Annotated in this window: 21 protein-coding genes and 1 tRNA gene; 4 read left to right on the forward strand and 18 right to left on the reverse strand. The window is 49.7% G+C overall.

Going from position 1 to position 22978, the window contains the following annotated elements; all coding sequences use genetic code 11:
• Positions 1–36 precede the first annotated feature (36 nt).
• The 3 genes from GY634_RS04030 to GY634_RS04040 all read right to left on the reverse strand — a co-directional run bounded on the left by GY634_RS04030 (position 37) and on the right by GY634_RS04040 (position 5213).
• Positions 37–1200 carry a PQQ-binding-like beta-propeller repeat protein gene (locus tag GY634_RS04030; RefSeq protein ID WP_166407302.1) on the reverse strand — a complete coding sequence of 388 codons (1164 nt, stop codon included), beginning with the start codon at positions 1198–1200 and terminating at the stop codon, positions 37–39.
• Between the two features lie 32 nt (positions 1201–1232).
• Positions 1233–3683, reverse strand: coding sequence for a TonB-dependent siderophore receptor (locus GY634_RS04035; RefSeq protein ID WP_166407303.1), 2451 nt, complete (start codon positions 3681–3683; stop codon positions 1233–1235).
• A 138-nt stretch (positions 3684–3821) separates the two neighbouring features.
• Positions 3822–5213, reverse strand: coding sequence for an aminotransferase-like domain-containing protein (locus GY634_RS04040; RefSeq protein WP_166407304.1), 1392 nt, complete (start codon positions 5211–5213; stop codon positions 3822–3824).
• A gap of 114 nt (positions 5214–5327) precedes the next feature.
• Between GY634_RS04040 and GY634_RS04045 the strand changes: the two genes are divergently transcribed.
• Positions 5328–6188, forward strand: coding sequence for a DMT family transporter (locus GY634_RS04045; RefSeq protein WP_166407305.1), 861 nt, complete (start codon positions 5328–5330; stop codon positions 6186–6188).
• Between the two features lie 7 nt (positions 6189–6195).
• Here the strand turns inward: GY634_RS04045 and GY634_RS04050 are convergent, their stop codons facing one another.
• From GY634_RS04050 to cynR, 3 genes are all read right to left on the reverse strand, one after another.
• Complete coding sequence (locus tag GY634_RS04050; protein WP_166407306.1) at positions 6196–7191, reverse strand: FecR family protein; 996 nt, start codon at positions 7189–7191, stop codon at positions 6196–6198.
• Positions 7175–7687: an RNA polymerase sigma factor gene (locus GY634_RS04055; RefSeq protein WP_166407307.1), complete on the reverse strand. Its 513-nt coding sequence runs from the start codon at positions 7685–7687 to the stop codon at positions 7175–7177. The genes GY634_RS04050 and GY634_RS04055 overlap by 17 nt, the downstream gene beginning before the upstream one ends.
• A 254-nt stretch (positions 7688–7941) precedes the next feature.
• Complete coding sequence (gene cynR, locus GY634_RS04060; protein WP_166407308.1) at positions 7942–8829, reverse strand: transcriptional regulator CynR; 888 nt, start codon at positions 8827–8829, stop codon at positions 7942–7944.
• 109 nt (positions 8830–8938) lie between these two features.
• Here cynR and GY634_RS04065 point away from each other — a divergent pair, with 109 nt between their 5' ends.
• Positions 8939–9595, forward strand: coding sequence for a carbonic anhydrase (locus GY634_RS04065; RefSeq protein WP_166407309.1), 657 nt, complete (start codon positions 8939–8941; stop codon positions 9593–9595).
• Between the two features lie 51 nt (positions 9596–9646).
• On the opposite strand, the gene GY634_RS04070 is transcribed toward GY634_RS04065, so the two are convergent.
• Positions 9647–11020, reverse strand: a complete 1374-nt coding sequence (locus tag GY634_RS04070) for a heavy metal sensor histidine kinase (RefSeq protein ID WP_207625491.1) — start codon at positions 11018–11020, stop codon at positions 9647–9649.
• Between the two features lie 2 nt (positions 11021–11022).
• The gene (locus GY634_RS04075; RefSeq protein ID WP_166407310.1) at positions 11023–11688 is read right to left on the reverse strand and encodes a heavy metal response regulator transcription factor; all 666 of its coding nucleotides are present in this window, start codon (positions 11686–11688) and stop codon (positions 11023–11025) included.
• A 166-nt stretch (positions 11689–11854) separates the two neighbouring features.
• On the opposite strand from GY634_RS04075, the gene msrP reads away from it, so the two are divergent.
• Both msrP and GY634_RS04085 read left to right on the forward strand, forming a co-directional pair.
• Complete coding sequence (gene msrP, locus GY634_RS04080) at positions 11855–12853, forward strand: protein-methionine-sulfoxide reductase catalytic subunit MsrP (protein WP_166407311.1); 999 nt, start codon at positions 11855–11857, stop codon at positions 12851–12853.
• Positions 12853–13473 (forward strand): protein-methionine-sulfoxide reductase heme-binding subunit MsrQ, encoded by a 621-nt coding sequence (locus tag GY634_RS04085; protein ID WP_166407312.1) that lies wholly within the window; start codon positions 12853–12855, stop codon positions 13471–13473. Before msrP ends, GY634_RS04085 begins: the two co-directional genes overlap by 1 nt.
• Here the strand turns inward: GY634_RS04085 and GY634_RS04090 are convergent.
• The 10 genes from GY634_RS04090 to GY634_RS04135 all read right to left on the reverse strand — a co-directional run bounded on the left by GY634_RS04090 (position 13453) and on the right by GY634_RS04135 (position 22941).
• A complete protein-coding gene (locus tag GY634_RS04090) occupies positions 13453–14898 on the reverse strand; it encodes a cryptochrome/photolyase family protein (RefSeq protein WP_166407313.1) in 1446 nt (481 codons plus the stop codon). The two genes, GY634_RS04085 and GY634_RS04090, sit on opposite strands and share 21 nt — an antisense overlap.
• A 224-nt stretch (positions 14899–15122) precedes the next feature.
• Positions 15123–16214 (reverse strand): redox-regulated ATPase YchF, encoded by a 1092-nt coding sequence (gene ychF, locus GY634_RS04095; protein WP_166407314.1) that lies wholly within the window; start codon positions 16212–16214, stop codon positions 15123–15125.
• Between the two features lie 65 nt (positions 16215–16279).
• Positions 16280–17092 (reverse strand): CPBP family glutamic-type intramembrane protease, encoded by an 813-nt coding sequence (locus GY634_RS04100; protein WP_166407315.1) that lies wholly within the window; start codon positions 17090–17092, stop codon positions 16280–16282.
• Positions 17089–17688, reverse strand: a complete 600-nt coding sequence (gene pth / locus GY634_RS04105) for an aminoacyl-tRNA hydrolase (protein WP_166407316.1) — start codon at positions 17686–17688, stop codon at positions 17089–17091. Before pth ends, GY634_RS04100 begins: the two co-directional genes overlap by 4 nt.
• Before the next feature lie 110 nt (positions 17689–17798).
• Entirely contained in the window at positions 17799–18407 is a 609-nt protein-coding gene (locus GY634_RS04110) for a 50S ribosomal protein L25/general stress protein Ctc (RefSeq protein ID WP_166407317.1), read from the reverse strand.
• 91 nt (positions 18408–18498) lie between these two features.
• Positions 18499–19449 (reverse strand): ribose-phosphate pyrophosphokinase, encoded by a 951-nt coding sequence (locus GY634_RS04115; RefSeq protein WP_166407318.1) that lies wholly within the window; start codon positions 19447–19449, stop codon positions 18499–18501.
• 106 nt (positions 19450–19555) lie between these two features.
• A tRNA-Gln gene (locus GY634_RS04120) sits at positions 19556–19632 on the reverse strand.
• 4 nt (positions 19633–19636) lie between these two features.
• Entirely contained in the window at positions 19637–20569 is a 933-nt protein-coding gene (gene ispE / locus GY634_RS04125) for a 4-(cytidine 5'-diphospho)-2-C-methyl-D-erythritol kinase (RefSeq protein WP_166407319.1), read from the reverse strand.
• Positions 20570–20574: 5 nt separating this feature from the next.
• The gene (locus GY634_RS04130; protein ID WP_166407320.1) at positions 20575–21159 is read right to left on the reverse strand and encodes an outer membrane lipoprotein LolB; all 585 of its coding nucleotides are present in this window, start codon (positions 21157–21159) and stop codon (positions 20575–20577) included.
• 6 nt (positions 21160–21165) lie between these two features.
• Positions 21166–22941 carry a tetratricopeptide repeat protein gene (locus GY634_RS04135; RefSeq protein ID WP_166407321.1) on the reverse strand — a complete coding sequence of 592 codons (1776 nt, stop codon included), beginning with the start codon at positions 22939–22941 and terminating at the stop codon, positions 21166–21168.
• Positions 22942–22978 lie beyond the last annotated feature (37 nt).

Here is a 22978-nt window from a genome sequence, read left to right on the forward strand (position 1 = left end):
CTTGCACCAGCGCCCACATTTCCCAGCGTTCTGCATTTAACCGCCTTGCAAATCAATACGTACGATGCTGTCTTGTGCGTTTTTACGCCATGCAGGGTGATCATCCCCATGCGGCGCTTTAACCGTGACATACGCAGTTTGGCCGTTCGCCGATACCACTACGCTGTTAGGGTGCACAGGCAAATCAACACGACGGTTAACGCTGTAATTGTTACCGTCAATAATGGTCAGGCTACCGGTGCCTGCTGGGTTACCACCACGCGACACACCACGGTTAGTGGCGAGTATTTCATTACGCTGCGCGCTGAAGGCCACGTCCAACAAGCCATCGCCCACGGGAATAGTCTGCACAACCTTGCCATTACCTAAATCAAGCACATACACCGAACCCGTGTTGGCATCTGCGGCAAATAAGCGCTGGCCCGCCTCGTCTATCGTCATGTTCACAAAGAAATGCTTAGACTCTTTAGGGGTAGAGCTGGTGGTATCACCTGTGGAGAACTTGTTGATGATCTCGCCACTTTCTGGGTTAATCACCACAACTTCATTCAACCCACCTTGACCGACGTACAAGCGGTTATTTGCACGGTCAAATGCCGCGCCCGCTGGCCAAGGACCATCTGTTGCGATGGTATGACGCAAGGTGTACGTATTGCCATCAACAATCCATACTTTGCCTTCGGTTTCTGGGCTGGTCACAAAAACTTGATTGCGCTGAGAATCCACTACAACTTTACGCGTGTGGGACGCCGACACCTGACCTTTCTCGTCTTCGGTACGCTCCGCCAACTGAATCATGCCTTTGACTGCACCATTGGTGGCATCAATCACCGTCAATGAGCCATCCAACGTATTCCCTACATACAACGTATTCATTGTGGGGTTAACGCCCAATGCAAAAGCACGGCGTGGCAATTGAATGCTCTGCACAATTTGCAGGCTACGTGGGTCTAGCCTATGCACCACACCGCCCGATTTTGGCTCGAACGCCGGTACCGCCGCTACAAACACGCTGTCCACACTAGGAGCGATCGCTACTTCATACGCCCCCGCAATCGTGTCTTGACGCAGCATAGGCGTGCTAGACAACTGTTCAATAACGGACTGCTGACGTAGCTCAGGCACACTTTGGCAACCCGCCAAGACGGTCATAGCAGCTACTACCACGGTACCTACCATGGTTTTTTTAAATGTCATCATCTGTACTTCCTTAAAGAAAATGCGATAAATAGTTAGAAGCGCTGGCTAAACGACAGCATGAATGCACGCGGTTGGCCGTAATAGCTGTTGCCAGTTCTAGTGCGATAGCGCTTATCCAAAACGTTATTGATATTGAGTGAAACGGTGCTGGATTTAGTGAGCTCATAGCGCGCCATCAAATCTACGACGGCATACGATTTCTGCTCTGACTCTACTTTCTTACCGTTTACGGTCAGGTCACTGTAGATACGGCTTTGCCAACGCAAGCCCCCGCCTAACGTCAGCCCATCGCCTACGTTATCTAACCGGTAGGTGCTAAATAGCTTGAAGGTATTGCGAGGTAAGTTGGTGTTGAGGCGCTCGCCTTCCCGGTCTTTGGTACTGTTTTGCGCAAAGCTGGCAGCCAACTCCCAACTTGAGGTCAACATACCAGCCACTTCCACCTCAAAACCGCGAGTACGTGTACCTGACTTCCCCTCATAGGCTTGTGAACCATCGGGTGCTTTCTGATCGATTAAGGCTACGGCTTTGTTATCTTCCTTAACTTGATACACCGCCCCCGACACGTTTAAGCGCTCGTCAAAGAAGCTACCTTTTAAACCCACCTCATAGCTCTCACCAGACAGGGGATCAATGTAGGAACCATCTACTTTTTTGTAGTCCTGCGGGGTGAAAATAGTGGTGTAACTGGTGTAGGCTGTCCAGTTATCCGTCAAGTCGTAGGTCAGCCCAAAGTACGGCACCAACTCATATTCTGTACGGCGCAGGGATGTGCCCGATTGCTTAGCGTAGTTAAAGCTGCCCGTAGTACGTCGCCAGTCTACATAGCGAGTACCCGCAATAATCGAAAAGTCCTCTGTAGGACGTAAACGTATAGAGGCGTACGCGCCCAGGTTTTTCTCACTCATAGAGTGAGTTCCAATTGCAGGGTTATAAGGCGCACCGGGGTTACTACCGTCCCAAGTAAAGATATTATCAATGCTGCCATCCCAGCCCGGTGGATACCAGTTTGTGTAAGACGGTGCTTCGTTTGTAGAGTATGACCAAGCCACACCCATAGCTACTTCGTTCTCACGCCCAAACATATCGAAGCTGCCCTTAACCGCCACATCTAAGGAGTCTTGTTTAGGTTTGTACGCCCAACGGGTAGTCCAGATACCACTACCAGCACCCGTTACCGAATCTGGGTTTCCTCGCCCCGCATAGCCTAAGAACTCATCCGAATCCGTCCACACTCTGGACGCATTCACTCGCAATGACCATTTATCCGATAGCTGATGCTCTACTTCGCCAAACAAAGTAGTACTACGTCGCTCAGAGTACGCCCACTCAGCAGCGGCTGACTGCGAACGCCCCCAGCTTAGCGGGTTACCATTACTATCAAACGCAGGCAAACCACTGTCTGACTGACCGCGTAAATCATGACGTTGGTGACTGATACCACCTCGGATGACCGTGTTATCACCCACATCGGCTTCTAGCACGCCATAGAACACCTTACGCTTGGCATTAAAGCGCTCAACATAGGCATTGGTATCTTGTACGACGGCAATCATACGGCCACGTACTGAACCTGACTCATTTAACGGCGATGACACATCAAACATGCCTCGACGGTTTGCCCATGAACCCCAATCCAGTTGCACTTCGGTACGGAACTCGTCCAGCGGACGCTTACGCACCATGTTGATCGCGCCACCAGGGTTACCCATACCGTTCATCAAACCTGTAGCACCACGTACCACCTCTACCCGGTCGTATATGCTCATGTCTTGGGTCAAGAACAAGTTGTTGTAATTGGAGACCATGCGTACGCCATCCACCATGATGGTGTTTACTGCAAACCCCCGCGCATAGATGGTTCTGTCTGAGCCGCCCATGCCAGACTCCGCCAAGGTCAAACCTGCCGTGTTTTTAGCCACATCTTCCAGCTGCATCAGATTTTGATCTTTCATGCGCTGGTTAGTCATGACACTAATGGATTGCGGTGTTTCACGCAGCGACAAATCCAATGCCGACGACAATGCACTGTCGCCTGTTGCCGTATAGGCACCACTTTCCTCGGTCGTGGCATCGGTTTTGCCTTTCACCACTACCGCACTTAATTGTGTTGGGCTTTGTGACGTACGCGATAGCGATACTTGGCTGCCATCACGACTAAACACAATACCGGTTCCCGCCAGCAAACGCTGCAATGCTTGGTCGGGCGTAAAAGTACCCGACACAGCAGGCGCCTGCAGCCCTCGTACCGTTTCCGGTAAATAGAAAATTTGTAATGAAGCCTGTTCACCCAGCGCGATTAAGGCCTCGCTTAATGACTGGGCTGGCAAGTTAATGTGTACGGCGGCTGTCTGTGCGTGCACCGTGCCCACTCCAGCCGATACCCCTAACAAAACAGCGGTTAAGCACACCCCTCTACTTACCTGCCCCAGCTTACTTGACGATTTAAACCAATGTTGAATTATTGTGTGTTGCGTGTTCATTGCACCCATTCCAGACATCATGTAGTAGTGACTGCACTCATCGCTTCCCTCTTGATGGGGAATGCGGTGTCATAACTAAGACGCTGTAACGAGAATTATTCCGCAATGATTCTCATTATTATATTGTAATAATTTGTATCAATACCGTAATGCTTGGGCTAACACCTCGAACAATCGCTCATCTTCTGTTTGCGCAATATTAAAGCGTATGAAGTTTTCCGCCTGCTGTGATTGGCTAAAAGCATTGCCGGGTGCCAGCACCACATCGTGTTGTAAACAGTAGCGTGCCATACGCGCAGCATCCACGCCTTTAGGCAAGGTACACCACACAAAAATACCAGCCTGAGGCACTAACCACGGCTCAATACCCAACTTACGTAATCGTGGTAGTAAGCGCTCTAAACCCTGTGCTAATCGTGTGCGCAAGCTTTCCATATGGCGTCTATAACCACTGCCTGTTAACACGTGCAGCATAATTTCCGCGGCTAAGCGCCCGCCCCCAAAACTGGTGGCAATGCGCAAATCCGTTAAGCCATTAATCCATTCTGGTTTAGCGGCGATATACCCACACCGTAATGCAGCAGAAATGGTCTTAGAAAAACTGCCTATGTGTATCACACGCTCTAACCCGTCAAAGGCTGCCAACCTAGGGGCAGGCTGCCACTCAAAGTCCGCAAATAAATCGTCTTCTACAATCGTGAGGTTGGCATGTTCGGCTAACTGCAACACCTTATGCGCGGTTACGGAAGACAGCACACTGCCTGTGGGGTTGTGAATACCCGAATTGGTAATGTACAGACGGGGTTTGTGCTCGTCCAAAATAGCTTTAAACGCGGCAACATCTGGCCCCTGCGGGGTATAAGGCACCCCCACCACCTTTACTCTGTGGGCGCGCAATAAAGTGTGAAAATTAAAGTAGCACGGGTCATCCACCACCACGGTGTCACCAGCCTCAAGCAAGAAACGACAAATCAGGTCTATGGCTTGGGTACTGGACTCCACCAGAATAACTTGTTCTGGTGTGGCCTCTATACTTAGCCCCGTCATACGCCTTGCTAACAATTGGCGTAACGCTGGCAACCCCTGCGGAGTGCCGTAATCCACCAAACTACTGGTGTCTGCACGTGCCATGTGGCGCAACGCGCGTCGCATACCTTCTTCGTACATCCACGAAGGTGGCAACCACCCACAACCAGGCTTTAGCGCCTTAACGCCCGTTTCCAGCGACTGGCTCGACAACCATAGCGGATCCACCTCGCGGTCTAGCCTAGGCCCTAACTCCGACAGCTCTAACGGAGCGGCTATACCCGCCACATAAAACCCTGACCCCGCTCTGGCACGTACCACACCTTCAGCCACTAACCTCTCGTACGCCTCTACTACCGTAGATACAGAACAGTTCAGCGCTTTGGCTTGAGCACGTACAGAGGGCAACCTAGTGCCAGGCACATATTGGCGTGCCGCAATACGGCTGCGCACGGTTTGCATCACGGTCTCTATACGGCTGGGGAGTTTTTTGGCAGTAGTCATAGCCCTACTGTACTGCTTAATTTACCAATACAGTTATTAAAAACTGTACTGTTCCGTATATGGAGTAGCCCCCCACCACATGGTTTACTGTACTCCTATCCTTGAGGAGTACCTATGAACACATCCACCCGTGGCTGGGTCAATGGCTTAATTGGCGTCGTCATTTTTGCTGGCTCCATGCCCGCCACTCGCGTTGCCGTTATTGATATACCGCCGTTATTTCTGACTGGCATTCGAGGCTGTATTGCAGCAGCGCTGGGCCTGCTGTTGCTAGCTGCCTTTAAGCAACCCCGCCCGCACCGCAGCGACATCGCGTCATTGATCATTACGGCATTAGGTGTAGTACTGGGCTTTCCGTTGCTAACAGCACTTGCCTTACAACACCTTAGCGCTGCGCACTCTATAGTGTTCATCGGCTTGCTGCCCTTGTGTACGGCAATCTTTGGAGTACTACGTGGTGGTGAGCGCCCTCACCCTGCCTTCTGGCTATTCTCGATCCTGGGTAGTGCATCAGTGATCAGTTATGCTGCATTAGGTGGTATTGCCATGTCACTGGAAGGTGACCTACTGATGTTGGCCGCTGTAGTAGTGTGTGGTTTAGGTTATGCAGAAGGCGCAAAACTGTCACGCCGTTTAGGTGGTTGGCAAGTCATTAGCTGGGCGCTGGTGATCTCACTACCTCTGATGCTGCCGCTGACGGTGTTTTACTGGCCAGACAATTTGAGCAATGTATCCACGACAGCCTGGATAGGCCTAGCCTATGTGTCCATTTTCAGCATGTTGATAGGTTTTATTTTCTGGTACAAAGGCTTGGTGTTAGGCGGCATTGCAGCCGTAGGCCAATTGCAGTTGCTGCAACCTTTTATGGGCCTAGGTTTGGCTGCAGTACTGCTGCATGAGCAAGTCAGCACTGCCATGATTGTGGCTACGTGTGGTGCGGTATTTTGTGTGGCACTCGCTAAACGCTACGCCTAAGCGCTAGCTAGCCACCAAGAGGCAAGAGAAATACCCCTCGCTCCGGTACGCGCACAACGCTGACCGGAGCAATTTTGGGCAAAATATCCAAAATCGCATCTGGGTTTTCTACACTCACTGTACCCGACACCCGCATACGTCCTAATGCTTTGTCTTGTACCTGTATGGGCTGCGCCATATACCTATTCAACTCGCGCACCACTTCTGACAACGCATTGTCTTGGAACACCAACCTACCACGCTGCCACGCCAATACGCTTTCTACCGCCACTGGCTGTGGATTACCTATAGTCGTCGCGGAGGCCGATACGGCATACCCTGCCGATAAACGCACTCCTGTCTGCGCTACAGCTTTATTGGGAAATAGCTCTACCACCCCTTCCCGCACTACCACTGCCGTTTGATTACGGTCTTGGCGCACACTAAATTGCGTACCCACCACCCTGACATTCAGTTCGCGACTACTCACCGTGAAGGGCCGGTTCACATCATGCAGCACACTAAATAACGCCTCACCACGTACAAACTGCAGTTCCCGCTTATCGGCATAGTAGGCAATAGCCACTTCTGAATCGGTATTGAGCACAATCTTGGAACCGTCAGGTAGCATGACTTCTCGACGCTGCCCTTTGGCCGATGCCACCACATCCGTAAATAAAGGCTGTGCCGGCCACACTAACGGTAGTATCGCCCCTACACTTAACATCGCTAATGCGCCTCCGCCCCACCCCAACACTTTACGTCTAGCGCGCAATGCTGCTTGGCGTTCGTTATGGCGCAACCAGTGATGCATCGCCGTTTTAGGCAACGCATCAGCCAGTTTCCACGTTGAGGCTAAGGCTTGATACGCTTGCTCGTGCTCAGGATGCTGAGCACGCCACTGATCACGCTCTTGCTCCTGCTCACTACTTAGCTCACCCAAACAACTGCGGGTGAACCAGTCTAATGCTTGCTCTTGAATTGCCTCGTACGAGAGCCCATTGCCCTTAGCGATGCGGTCCATAGTCCTGTAGTCGGTGCTGGATGTGGCGCAATGCCCGTTTCATGTGTTTTTCCACTGCGCTAGGCGTTAAGCCCAAGCGTCTAGCGACCTCTTCCTGTGTATAACCCTCTATCTTATTCCATAGAAAGACTTGCTGGCACTTCAATGGTAAATCTTGCAGTGCCTCGCATAATGCCCCCAGCAACTCAGTGGTATGTAATGACGCATCCACTTCACCGTGACTTTGTGGGTGTTCATGCTCTAGCAAGGTATCTAGCGAGGTTTGCTCGTGACGAGCCTGCCTACGGATTTCACTGACCAACTGATTCTGGGCCGCCCTGAATAAATAGGCTTTGGGATCTTGAATGCTGTCACGCTGATCTGCCAAAACGCGCATGATGGCATCTTGAGCCGCATCTTCGGCATCCTGCTTTAACGCATTATTTTTCACCCAAGATCCAATCAGATCGGTGTAGTACGATAACCAGCCTTTGACTGACAAAGAGCGGCTATGCATGGCAGGGAACAGGCAACATGAGGAAATTAAAAACGGACAATCACATCAACAATAATAACAATAATTCTCATTATTAAATCGCGATTAGAGAATCGTTTAAAAAATGACACACTTGTGATGCCCGTTTAACCACTAGCATTTATCCCCACAGGCTGTGCATAAGGTTGAGGACAAGCATGGGGCATCATGCTGTACACCAGTACCAATGAGCCTTTGCCACCCACTGATCAACCATTAACCAGTTGAGTTTGCCCCTACGACGCCGAGGCTGCCCCATATTTTTGAGCCAGTTCAATAAAGGCACGCATGGCTGCCGATTGATAGGCCCCTTTACGCTGCATCAAAATGGCCCGTCTGCGTGGTGGTGTTGGGTCTAAACCTATAGCCACCAGATGCTCGTCATTGATCGCAATAGCTGCGGGTAACAAGGTCGCCATGCTAGTACGCCGCACGATTTCCATCACTGCATTCAACGAGTTGGACTCCATTTGTACATGCAACTCTAATTCATGTTGCTGGCAATAGCGCTCAATCTGCCTACGTGTTGCAAACTCAGGCGTTAACAGCACCAGTGACTGCTGCACCAAGGTACTTCTGTCTATCATGCGCTGTTCAGCCAAGGGATGCGTCACGCTCACCGCCAACGCCAAGGTCTCTACCAACAACGGATGCGACTCGACAGCGGATGATGTGGGTTTATCAAACGCAATACCGATGTCCAACTCGTCTTTCACCAATTGAGTTTCTACGTGTTCCTGCAACATTTCCCTAATCATTAAGGTCACGTTGGGGTAGCGCCTATGAAAGGATTCCACTAGCGGTCCAATCAAGTACGACGCAAACGTAGGTGCCATCGCAATACGCAGCGACCCCCTACTTAAGTCACTCACATCGTGAATCGCTCGCCGCCCTTCTTCTAAATCCTGCATAGCTTGGCGTGCATAACGCGCATACACCTCGCCCGCATCCGTCAACTTGACCTGCCTATTACTACGATCCAATAGCTGCGCCCCCAAACTTTCTTCTAGCTGTCGTATTTGTTGGGATAGCGCAGGCTGTGATACATGCAGAGCATTCGCAGCGCGTGTAAAGCTGCCGTACTGTACCACCGCCAGAAAATAGGTCACATGCCGTAAAATCATTAGCCTTCCATAAGCAGTAATTATAGAACTTATCAGAAATCAGTATTTTACCTTATAAATAAGACAGGTTAAGCTTCACCTACATTGTCGAATAACCATAATAGTTGCCATGAAAGAAATCATTGAGGGCTTTCTCAAGTTTCAAAAAGACGCCTACCCCAAGCGTGCAGGTTTGTTTAAAGATCTGGCCCATCAGCAAAACCCCCGTGCTTTATTTATCTCCTGTTCTGACAGTCGCTTAGTACCAGAACTGGTTACCCAGCGTGAGCCTGGTGATCTGTTTGTCATCCGTAATGCCGGAAACATTGTTCCCTCCTACGGCCCAGAACCCGGTGGTGTTACCGCATCCGTCGAGTACGCCGTTGCCGCCCTAAAAGTTTCTGATGTCGTGATTTGCGGCCACTCTGACTGCGGCGCGATGACCGCCATTGCTAACTGCCAATGCTTGGAACATATGCCCGCCGTTGAACACTGGTTGCGCTATGCTGATTCCGCGCGTTTGGTAAACGAAGCCAAAGAACACAAAAGCGACCGTGAGCGTGTTGCCTCAATGGTGCGTGAGAACGTAATTGCCCAGTTGGCAAACATTCAAACTCACCCCTCTGTACGTCTTGCCATTTCTGAAGGTAGACTAACCCTACACGGCTGGATCTACGATATTGAAACCGGCTCTATAGACGCCTATGACGGGTTGTCCATGAAATTTGTGCCGCTGGCCGATAATTTAGATACACGCGTTGCCCCCTTGCACCGTCCAGCAGCCTAACCTAGCAGTCCCCGAGGCCAGGAGCGAAGCAGAGTCCGCTCTTGGCTTCTTTTATTGTGTGTACGTAGGAAAACGCAGCGTAAATTCAGTTTCTGTCTGCGTACTACTGGCCAATACCTCACCACCATGCATTTGCATGATGGACTTCACAATAGCCAACCCTAAGCCACCAGAATCATCTGGACGTGAGCGTGACGCATCACAACGATAGAACCTATCGAACAGTTTAGGTAAATGATGACTGTCTATGGGTGGCCCCTGATTACTCACCACCACATCCGTACCCAAAGCTCCTGTACTGGTACGCAGTAACACCACAGTATGTGGTTCCCCATACCGTATAGCATTGGCTAACAAATTTGCCACACAGCGTCGTAGCAGTAGAGTGTCGGCCTGAAGCACACCCGTCGCCTGTATCGCTATACGCATGCCGCGCTCTTGTGCCATACCTTCAAAATACTCAGCAAGCTGCTGCGAAAGCGTGTACAGATCCACCTGCTCATAGTGCAGCACGGTGTCCTGCTTTTCAGCCCGTGCCAAAAACAGCATGTTATCAATCATGCGCGACAAACGCTCATACTCTTCCTGCTGTGATTCCAGTAGCTGCTCGTACCCCGTTAACGTGGGTGATTGCGACAACGCCAACTGATTCTGAATCATTAAATTATTCAGTGGGGTACGCATTTCGTGAGCCAAGTCCTCAGAGAATTGCGAGAGCTTGTTATAGCCTTCTTCTAGACGCGCCAACATCGAGTTCAATGCGGCCGAAACAGCCTGCAGCTCCTGCGGCTGACTACCCTCGTCTACGCGTAACTTCAGCTCATGAGGCCCTATGGCCGCAGCCTGTTTGCTTAAATAGAGCAAGGGCTTTAGGCCTCGACGGGCCGCTTCCCACCCCACTACAAAAGTTAGTAATACCCCTAGCAACCAAGCCATCATGAGATTACGGCTATATGCTGCCATCATGCTATTACGCTCGGTTAATACCTTGCCCGCGATCACCATCAATGCGGTATCACCCTCGCCTACCGTCGCCCATGTCATGCGGGCTGGTGGCTCCGTCCCCACACTAAATAGCCTAGGTGGTACCAACGTATTGACGTCAGGCATCGCCACACCCACTGGGTTCACTGCAATCAACACTGTAGCGTCAGCGTTCACAATCCACAGTAAATTTTCTTTATTGCCCATCATGTTGTCGTACAGTTCAGGCTGACGCTTCAGAGCCTCTATATTTTGATTGTCCTGAATAATGGCTTGTATTCTATCCACCCGCCCCAGCAACGACTGATCATCGCGCAACGACACTTCACTTTTCAGCGAGCCATACACATACGCTCCCATCAATGCGAATAACACTGCACTGATGAGTGAGAAAATAATTGCCAGCCGTAATCGCAGGCTAATATTTCGTTTGGTGTTCAACGTTAGTCCTCTATCCTATAGCCCATACCGCGTACGGTTTGGATTAGTTTGAGGTCAAAACCATCATCCATCTTGGCCCGCAAGCGCCTAATGGCCACATCCACCACATTAGTATCACTGTCGAAATTCATGTCCCACACCTGCGATGCAATCTGGCTGCGCGACATCACCTCACCCTTGTGCTGCAATAACAAGTGCAATAACGCGAATTCCTTATTGGTTAGATCAATGCGTTGCCCGCCCCGTACTACACGGCGCTTTAATATATCCACCTCTAAGTCGGCCAATGCAAAAATCTCTTGTTGCCGCACAGGCTGTCTACGCAGCAAGGTACGTACACGCGCAAGCAACTCAGCATACGAAAAAGGCTTAATTAAGTAATCGTCGGCACCTAGCTCTAAGCCCTTAACCCTGTCTTCTACCGCGTCTCGCGCCGTTAAAAACAGCACTGGCACTTGGCTAGTTTCACGCAGCCGGCTAAGCACTCCCCATCCGTCTAAACCCGGTAGCATCACATCTAGAATAAGCAAATCAAAATCAGCAGCACGCGCCATAAACAACCCATCAATACCATCATGGGCAATGTCCACGTGATAGCCTGACTCTGATAGACCTTTCTTCAGGTACTGCGCAGACTTGATTTCATCTTCAACAATTAAGATTTTCATAGGCTCATTATGTAAGGCTCTTGGCTGATTCTACTGAAATTAAGATAAGAAATTACATACATTACAAAACTGTAATGCCCACGCAATCATCAGGTTATGCACAATAAGGAAAATAGCCCTTATTCTATAAACACAGAACACAGTTGTTTTATTCTGGGACACGGTAATGAAAAAACGAAACGTCACCCCACTGTTTACACAACCCGCCGCCAGCGAGATCACGCCACCCGAGGTGTTTGCTAACCGCCGTAAACTACTACGATTATTGGCAGTCGGTGCCAGCACCCCTGCTCTGGCTCATTGGGCCATGCGTGATGCCCAAGCCAGCATGGTGCCCCCGCCCAACAGACGCCAAATGCTCAGCTCCACACCCAGCAGCATTGCTGGCGCCAATCTGGATGAGGCCATTACCCCCTACGACGACGCCACCACCTACAACAACTTCTATGAGTTTGGTCTAGATAAAGGTGATCCCGCTAAAAATGCGGACGCTATGCCTATAGCCCCTTGGAGCGTCAATATAGAAGGCTTGGTTCACAAGCCTGGCGTCTGGTCCTTAGAGGACTTGCTGGGCCTCTCAGCCATGGAGGAACGCATCTACCGACTGCGCTGCGTTGAAGCATGGAGCATGGTGATCCCTTGGGTGGGCTATTCGCTCGCCGAGCTTATTAAGAAAGTAGAACCCATGGGCAGCGCTAAGTATGTGGAATTCGTCACCATGGCTGACCCACAAAGCATGCCGGGACTACGCAGTGGCGTATTAGATTGGCCTTACACCGAAGGGTTACGCATGGATGAGGCCATGCACCCACTTACCATGCTGACCTTTGGTATGTACGGTGAAGTCTTACCGAATCAAAACGGTGCACCGGTACGTTTAGTCGTGCCTTGGAAATATGGTTTCAAAAGTGCTAAAAGCATCGTCAGTATTCGCTTTGTGGAAGAGATGCCAGCCACCGCATGGAATAAAGCCGCGCGCCATGAATACGGGTTTTACTCAAACGTGAACCCTGACGTGCCCCACCGCCGTTGGAGCCAAAGCTCTGAACGTGTTATTGGGCAAAGTGGCCTCTTTGGACCAAAACGCAAAACCGAAATGTTCAATGGCTATGCCGAACAAGTAGGGCAACTCTATGCCGGCATGGATTTAGCACGTAATTTCTAATGAGCCTCACCAGCAACCTCAACCTTGCGCTACTGCATCGCCTCACAAAACCGGTGCTGTGGTTGCTGTGCCTAGCCCCTGCCGCATGGTTGATCTATGGCGTATTCACCAATGCTCTAGGCCCTAACCCGGCAGAAACGTTAATTCGTAGCACGGGCGACTGGTCGCTACGCATGCTGTGCCTTGCACTAGCCATTACGCCATTACGGCAACTCTTCAACCTGTATGCGCTGGCAAAAATTCGCAGACTGATAGGCCTATTTGCCTTCTTTTATGTGGTGTTACATGCGGTGTGCTATGCCTGGTTCGACATGTACTGGCAATGGCGTGATATCTGGCACGACGTACTGCAACGCCCCTTTATATTGGTAGGTATGCTGACCTTTGCTCTGTTGCTACTGATGGCTATCACCTCGCCAAAACGCGTACTTAAAGCCATGGGTGCTAAAAATTGGCAACGACTACATCGCTGCATACACCTAGCAGCATGGTTAGCGCTTTTGCACTTCTACTGGATGCGATTGGGTAAAAACAACCTGAACGAAGTGTTTATTTACGTGACTATAGTCGTGGCTTTACAGAGTTGGAGAGTGTATAAATCAAAGATTAAAACGCATTAACGTGCGTTGGCGTGCAACAGCATGATCCACGATAGGATGAGGATAATCTCTTCCCAGTTGCACTCCGCAATCTTGTAGCTCAAAAGATGTCATCCCTGCGGGAAAATGAATGTGCTTATTGCAAACCTTTGTTAGTTCTGGCACATAACGCCGTATAAATTTCCCATCTGGGTCAAAACGCTGTGACTGAGTAATAGGATTAAAAATACGAAACCAAGGCTGAGCATCGCATCCTGTTGACGCTGACCATTGCCAACCACCGTTATTTGCTGCCAAATCATAGTCATTCAAATGCGCAGCAAAGTACTGCTCACCTTTACGCCAATCGATACCGAGATCTTTGGTTAAAAAACTGGCAACAATCATACGTAACCGATTATGCATATATCCAGTCTGATGCAACTGCCGCATGGCAGCATCCACTAATGGATACCCTGTACGCCCCTCACACCAAGCTTGCCATAAATCAGGTGCATCATCCCACTGTATATCATCGTATGCTGGCCTAAACGAATGTGTCACCACATGCGGATAATGCCACAAAATCATGAAATAGAAGTCTCTCCATGCTAATTCAGACAACCATGTCTGCGCCCCCTCATCACCCTCAAGCGCCTGCTTCTGGGCCAACCTAGCCAATTGACGTATAGATACTGTACCAAACCTCAAATGAACAGAAAGGTATGAAACCCCTTTACGAGCAGGATAGTCACGTGCGTCTTTATAAGCATGTAAACGAGGTAAGAAATTCTTTAGTAAATCCTGAGCCCCTAACATCCCCACAGGCAAGTCTATACTTTGCAAATTAGTACGAACAAAGCCAAGATCCTCTAGTGTAGGTAAAACCTCTGATTTCGGTAATATTGCTAAATGATGTGCATATTTTTCTACTGGGTACGCTTTAAGCTGAAAAGCATCCATTTTTTGCAACCATGCACGTTTATACGGTGTAAAAACATTATATGGCTGCCCTTTTTGGGTCAGAACCTCATTTCGATCTAATAAGACCTGATCTTTGTAATCACTAAAGGCTATACCTTGCTGCTGTAATGCATTTTTGACACGCTGATCACGAGCAATAGCCTGAGGTTCATAGTCTCGATTCGTCAGTACCTCGACCACACCAAGACTCTGCGCCAATTGCACTATACATTCAACAGCAGAGCCATGACGTACGATCAGACCGCCGCCTAACACCCCCGCTCTTTCTGCTAACTTCTGCAGGTTTTCATGTAGCTGTAATACACTGCCATGAATAAACTCTACTCGTCTATCCTGCTTACTAGGTAGTACATCTAAAATATCAGTATCAAAGACAAAAGCACAATGCACATGCTCAAAACGGCGCAATGCTTCGTAAAGCGCTGCATGGTCATCACAGCGTAAATCACGTCGTATCCACACCAACGCAGAATAAGAAGACATAGTTTTTTGAATCGCTAATGTATAAGAAATTACTATAGCGCTTTTTGATTATATTTTGCCTTAGCTACCGCTATTTAGGTGATATACGACTCAGCCAACACCACTTGATTTCGGCCATTCTGCTTAGCCTGATAAAAAGCCTTCCCTATGGCAGTAAACCACAGGGCAGGCTGTATCGAAACATCACGGTTGTTACTCCGCTAGAGAGCCACCCACTATCAACATTACACGTTAAACAAGAAGTTCAACACGTCGCCATCTTTAACGATGTACTCTTTACCTTCAGCGCGCATTTTGCCGGCTTCTTTAGCGCCTTGCTCGCCTTTGAACTGAATGAAGTCATCGTAAGCAATAGTTTGCGCACGAATGAAACCACGCTCAAAGTCAGTGTGAATCACACCCGCTGCTTGAGGAGCAGTAGCACCTACAGGTACTGTCCAGGCGCGTACTTCTTTCACTCCAGCAGTGAAGTAAGTTTGTAGACCCAGCAGATTGTAACCAGCGCGAATCACACGATTCAAACCAGCCTCTTCCATGCCCATGTCTTCTAAGAAGGCGGCTTTATCTTCGTCGTCCAACTGAGCGATTTCCGCTTCTACTGCGGCACATACTGCTACCACAGGCGATTTTTCTTTATTGGCGTACTCGCGTACTTTGTCCAAGAAAGGGTTGTTCTCGAAACCATCTTCTTTTACGTTGGCAACGTACATGGCTGGCTTAGCCGTAATGAAACAGAATTGCTTCAAATCTACCAATTCAGCTTCGTCGAAATCCAACGCGCGTACGGGTGTGCCTTGACCTAGCGCTTCGATAATACGCTCTAACGATTTACACAAACGGATAGCATCTTTATCACCGGAACGTGCGGTACGGCTATTACGTTGTAAAGCGCGTTCAGCACTGGCCAAGTCTGCCAAGGCCAACTCGGTGTGAATCACTTCCAAGTCGTTTAGTGGATCGATTTTGCCGGCTACGTGAACCACGTTGTCGTCTTCAAAACAACGCACCACGTGCACGATAGCGTCGGTTTCACGAATGTTAGCCAGAAACTGGTTACCCAAGCCCTCGCCTTCGGAAGCACCTGCTACCAAGCCTGCAATGTCCACGAACTCTACTACCGCAGGCAGAATACGCTCGGGCTTAACAATTTTAGCCAGCTCACCCAAACGAGCATCCGGCACTTCCACAATCCCAACGTTAGGCTCGATAGTGCAGAAAGGATAGTTTTCTGCAGCAATACCGGCTTTGGTAAGGGCGTTGAACAGAGTAGATTTACCTACGTTGGGCAAGCCAACAATGCCGCATTGAAGTGACATGACGTTTCCGAAAACAAGAAAATTAAAAGGTGTATTGTAGCGGCTTAGTTGCCGCTTCCGGGCATTTACAACATCTGCTCGGGCAAAGTGCTAACAATCACCCAAACCAGTAGTAACGGACCACTATTAAAAATGGCATGCAATGCCATTGCAGCAGCGATTCCACGTCGTACTCGCATCCACGAAAGCACTAACCCTGTGACTAACTGAGGCAGCACCAAAAGTGGTAGCAATAACCACGGACCATTACCGAAATTAAAATTATAAAGATGCAAGCATGCAAAAGCGATGGTAGATAGGTACATCACCCAGCCAAAGTAGCGTACATACCAACGCGCCACCTTCATAGGCATTGCCTGTTTACCGCTTAAACGTTGCCACCATAACCGCCAGCCCGTGGCTGTAGTCGAGCCATGTAGTGGCATACTGCTTAATGCTGGCTGCATCAATAAAAACACCAGCAGTGCTACCAAGGCAATGCTGTACCACACTGGACCACTAAACAAACACACTACAACAATAGGGCCCAACCACAGAAACTGTAGCGGTCTACGCAAGCCGTAGCGAAAAACCAGTTCTTCTACTATGGGCGCCCAAATCAAGGCTTGCAACCACGGTAGATTCGATAAATCTAGCTTATGTTGTGCTCCGGTGGCTCCCGCTACCGATGCCGCCAATGGCCCAAACAAGGCCATGTTAATCGCCCATAAGCACAACGCCCAACATAACAAGCGTTTTAACGGTAATGCCGCAAACCATTCAGCTTGTACTGCATTACCTGCCCTGCGGCTTGCACGCAAACGACTAAGGTTAGGTCTACGTAAAAAAACGAAGAAATCCTTTAGCTCATCGCGGAAACGCACAGGTTTAGCAATCATGAGGGGCGATTCTCTGTATGCAGTGTGCTGGTGGCGATTTCCATTTTTCCAGACAAAATATCCGGCAAGATAGCATCGCAACGATACAGCACATCGTCTATCTGGGCTAATTCGTCTTTACGCGGTGCATTCAGCACAAAACCGGCTACTTGTTGCGCAAGCCCCAACGTGCGTGGGTGGCCAATGCCTATGCGCAAACGCCAATAATCGGGGGTACCAAAGGCTTGATGTATATCGCGTAAGCCATTATGACCTGCATGCCCACCCGCAAACTTAATCTTTGCTTGGCCTGGCATCAAATCTAACTCGTCATGCAAGACCAGCACTTGATCAGGCGTCAGCTTATAAAAGCGCATTAAAGCACCAGCAGCCTGGCCTGAACGATTCATATACGTGATAGGTTTAGCAATAATAACGGCTTCGCCATCAAATCGCCCTTTAGCAACCCACGCATTGAAGTTTTTCTCTAGCGTAAACGAAGCATGTAATTGTTGCGCCCACCGATCTGCTAGCCAAAAGCCCGCGTTGTGACGGGTAGCTTCATATTCAGGGCCGGGATTTCCCAAACCGATAATCAAACGTATGGCTTTAGACATAGGTGTATAGGCCTACAACAAACAGTACTAGGTCAACAAAAACAAACCCCCGACAGACGCTCTGGCAGGGGTTTGATACTGCTATAGATCGTTGTGATCTAAGGACAGACTTAAGCTTCTTCGGAGGACTCGCCTTCTTCGCCTTCGTCTTCAGCCTTAGCACCGCCAACAACCAGAGCAGCTGCCAACACTGGGTTTTCTTCAGTACCGGCGTACTCAACACCAGCTGGCAATGTGATTTGGTTCAACAGCATGTTTGCACCAGCTTCCATGCCGCCCAAATCTACAGTGATTTCAACTGGCAGGTTTTTTGGCAAGCAAGTGATTTCCAAGTCTACAGCAACGTGGCTGATAACTTGGCTGTGCAGTTTAACTGCTGGGGACTGATCACCGTTCAGGTAGTTCAGTGGTACACGTGTAGTGATTTTCTCACCAGCCATAACGCGCTGGAAATCAACGTGCATAACTTGCTGTTTGTATGGGTGCCATTGCACAGCACGAACCAGAACGTCTTGAGCTTTACCGTCCAGTTCCATTGTCAAAATGGAAGCGTGGAAAGCAGGTTTGTTCAAGTCGTGGTAAATCTGGTTGTGGTCCAGAGCAATTACTTGTGGCTCAGCGTTACCACCGTACACAACGGCAGGCACCTGACCAGCGCGACGCAGGCGGCGGCTCGCACCCGAACCCTGTACGCTACGCGAGGAAGCAGCAAATTTCATGAGAGACTCCAATATGGCCTGAAAGGCCGATTCAATGACGTCGTTAGAACGTCGACAATTAGGGCTACCGCGACCAGTAACCCTAGAAAAATCAATCTACAAACAGTGAGCTGACCGACTCTGCGTTATAAATACGCATCATGGTCTCACCCAGCAAAGGCGCACAGGACAACTGGCGGATTTTGCTGCATTCGCGTGCTGCGGCGGACAAAGGAATCGTGTCAGTTACTACCAATTCATTTAACTGGGAGTTACTAATACGCTCAATGGCTTCGCCAGACAACACCGGATGTGTACAGTAAGCGTAAACAGCACCTGCACCACGCTCTTTCAGAGCCTCGGCGGCTTTACACAAGGTGCCTGCTGTATCAACCATGTCATCCATGATCAAACATGTACGGCCGTTAACATCACCGATAATGTTCATTACCTCGGAAACGTTTGCACGAGGACGACGTTTATCGATAATTGCCAGATCAGCTTCTAGCTGTTTAGCCAAAGCTCGAGCGCGTACCACACCACCGATATCGGGGGATACTACGACCAAGTCTTGGTAATTACAGCGCCAGATATCGCCCAACAAAATGGGGGACGCGTAGATGTTATCTACGGGGATATCAAAGAAGCCTTGAATTTGGTCTGCGTGCAAATCCATGGTCATCACACGATCCACACCCACCACTTGCAGCATGTTCGCTACAACTTTGGCAGTAATAGATACACGTGCCGAACGAGGACGTCGGTCCTGACGGGCGTAACCAAAATAAGGGATTGCTGCAGTAATGCGGCCTGCGGAAGCACGGCGTAGTGCATCCACCATCACCATGATTTCCATCAGATTGTCGTTAGTAGGCGCGCAGGTGGGTTGAAGCACGAAAACGTCACGACCACGCACATTTTCATTGATTTCAACCATCACTTCCCCGTCGGAGAAGCGACCCACTGTCATTTTGCCCAGAGACATATCCAAATGATTGACAACGTCTACAGCTAAACGAGGGTTAGCTGTCCCAGTGAAAATCATGAAGCGGTCGTTTGCCATGAGATGTGCTGTGTAGGTGATGCAAACAAAAAAGCAAAGCTGTTGGCCGCAGCCCTTCGGGTACGACACAACAGCTTTACGATTTCAGGTGTAAACCTGAGTAATGTGGCTGGGGAAGAAGGATTCGAACCTTCGCATGCTGGAATCAAAATCCAGTGCCTTAACCAGCTTGGCGACTCCCCAAATTCTATTTTAGCCAGGAGTATAACGGGTGATAATCAAGACCTTGGCATAGCCATTGACCTTTTATCAGCAACTTCCTGTCATGTGTCAGGTTTAGTAGTTTACCGCTAATACTTCTGTTTTGACTAGTGGCTGTGGTGAAATTGCCATACTCTACAAAAACACACGAACCAGAGCCTGTCATTCTAGCATGTAAATTATTGTTTCGCAAGATCCTAATTACTGCATCTAACGCTACATGATTTTTACATGCGATGGGCTCCATGTCGTTCCTCCCAAAAAGCAAAGAAGATGTTTCTTTTTCGCTTTTCTTATGGGAAGCAACTTGCCATCCATCAAAGAAAGTAATTATTACACTCTTAGAGTTGCGTGTCAACCCTTTATCTGCAAAAACTTCTGCCGTACTGACAAAAGCGTTAGGTTGCACGACGGTGTACCACGCAGGCGGCAGACTGACTGCACGTAGCTGTTCGCCAATACCGGTAGCAAACGCATTTTGCCCAAATACAAACACAGGCACATCCGCCCCAAGTTGCAGACCTAAACGCATTAGCTCCGCCCTAGTTAATCTGGTATCCCATAATCTATTTAAGGCAATCAATGTACTGGCAGCATCACTAGAACCGCCCCCCAAACCACCACCGGCTGGAATGCGCTTAATACACGCCATGTCTACACCGTAACTGGTGCCTGTTGCCTGCTGCAATAAACGTGCTGCCCTAACCATCAGGTCATTATTCGCCTCTAGGCCGGCTAGCGTTTCTTGTGAGCGCAGAATCTTCCCGTCGCTACGGCGATCAAAATGCAGCGTATCTTGCAGATCAATAAATCTAAACACCGTTTCTAAGCGGTGATAACCATCTAACCTACGCCCCACCAAATGCAAGAAAAGGTTGAGCTTAGCCGGCGCAGGCACATCGTATAAATACTTACTCATGCTGCTTATTGATCTATCACCAAGCGCACACTGATATCACGCTGTGCATCATTGCGATTCAATTGCAATAAACGTGGGCCTTTTCCGTCGTAGCGCTGCAAGCGCACCCGCCAGCCATCTTGCACAAACGCCTCTGGCCTACCTTGTTCGTCACGCTCTGCTGCCACACGAGTTTGTCCCTGCAACCAAGTACGCAAATAAGCTACTGGAATGGGACTACCCAACAACTGCTCTACCAACTCATCGGGGCCGGCTGCATATTCCATACTGCCATCAGTACGTTGCAAACTCGCCCCCTGAGGCATCACCAGCACACGCGCCAGTACCGTCCCCATCGGATTAGTCAGGTCAATCTGCAATATGCCTTGGCGTTCCATCCACGTAAAACCGCCCTGTACCGCCTGACGCTCGCCAGCAAACTCCTGCATCGTAACGGCAAAACGTCCACCGCGCTCAAAGCTTTGCGACAACACGACTTCGCCTTCGTCTGTCGAAGACGGTGTAGTCGTGGCACACGCGCTCAGTAATGCCGCTACGGCAATCCACACAAAGTGACGCCAAGAACGCAAAAAGGAAAGTACAGCTTTCATGATGAATTACGGCAAGGTAACGCCTAAGCGTTTCAAGGTAGAAAGTAACGCTTCGTTAGTGGGATCTTGCGCCAACGCTTCTGCCCACACTTGTTTAGCTTGTTCGGGACGGCCATCTACCCAATACACTTCGCCCAAATGCGCTGCCACATCGGCCACAGGCATGATGGCGTACGAACGCTCTAAGTATTCTGCAGCCGCTTGGTAGTCACCCACTCGGAACAAGTACCAGCCCACACTGTCTAAGATATACGGATTAGCGGGATCAAGCTCCATTGCCTGCTCCAACAAATCTTGCGCTTCGTCTAAGTTGCGGTTTTGCTCTGCCAAGGTGTAACCCAACGCGTTGTAGGCATTGGCTTCGCCTGGCTCCAACTCGATCACCTCACGCATGAGCTTTTCAAACTCGGGATAACGACCTTGGCGCTCGTACAGCATACCCAAGTCGTACTTTACCTCGGCCGTGTCAGGCAATTCTTTGTTAGCGCGTTCTAATACCGTAATAGCGTTATCGGTGCGACCTGCCTCTCGATAAATAGCAGCACGCGTTAATGCAACAACAGCCTGCTCTTGACGGTCTTGGGTACCTAAAGCATCCAAGGTACGCTGAGCCTTTTTCAGATCACCCGACCTAGCCTCTAGCACGGCACGGTGCACTCTAGACTGAAAACGCAGCATAGGTTCTTCAATCAGGTCTAACTGACGAATAGCTTCAGCGTAGTCTTTACGTTCTTCGGCAATACGCACCAATAATAGACGCGCATCGGAGATACCAGCCAAGGCATTGCTGACGCCATCATTCACACTACGTCTACGCTGGCTTTGTACGCTAATAAACTCGTCTAGGCCTTGAATCGCTTCGTCGTAGCGCTGAGCACGCATGAGCACTTCTGCTTTGGTGTACAGCAAATCAAAATCTTCAGGGTTACGCACCTGCATGGCATCAATCAGAGCCAACGCTTCGTTAAATTTGCGGTGATCCACAAACCGGCTAATCAATAACAGTTGCAGTTTGCGCATGTCTGGATTCTGCTGCACCACTGCTGAGGTTTCTTTCAGCGCGGTTTCTACATCCACATGCAAGCCGTACTCCAGCACACGTTGTGCTGCGGCTTCGGAATCGGGTGAGCGCTCTAGCGCTTGTCTTGCCTCATATAAGGCTCTAGCAGGACGTTGAGCTGCCCACGCCACATCAGATAACGCCAAATGCGCAACCTGCAACTGACGCAACTCTGGCGGAATAGCCTCTTCCAATACCTCTAACGCCAGACGGGGGTCCACCATACGCCCCGACAACGACATAGCCTGAATAATGGCCTGCTCTTTATTCGTCGCGCTATTAATACGTTGACGCAATGCTTGCGCCATACCTTTTGTATTACCCGCTGATGCCTCTAAGGCCAGCACAGTAGCTTTGGCTTCTGGGTTTTCCGGCGCTAAGCTATTCCATTCGCGTGCCGCACGTAATGCGCGAGACTGGTTGTAATCAACCATAGAAAGCTGGAAAGACTTTTCAGCAAAACGGGGATCTAAGGTGTCTCGTGCCAAATCCAAGAAGGTCTGACTTGCCGTGTCAAAATCCCCCCCCTGCGCAGCCACTTCTGCCACCAATACTCTATACATAATGTCAGCACTTAAGCTGACCTCGGGCAACTCACCACTACGCAAATAAATATGTTCAACCTGCTGGTCAGAAGCTAGCGGGTTGGGGGCAGCATTTAGCAGCCCCGAATAAAGAGGAGCAAGCAAAAAGGAGCCAAATACTAAGGAATACAGATTCATCCAGAAAAACCGTCGCAAAAGCGCGTAAGATTAAGCA

The organism is Paenalcaligenes suwonensis, assembly GCF_011290505.1.
Taxonomy (GTDB): Bacteria; Pseudomonadota; Gammaproteobacteria; order Burkholderiales; family Burkholderiaceae_B; genus Paenalcaligenes; species Paenalcaligenes suwonensis.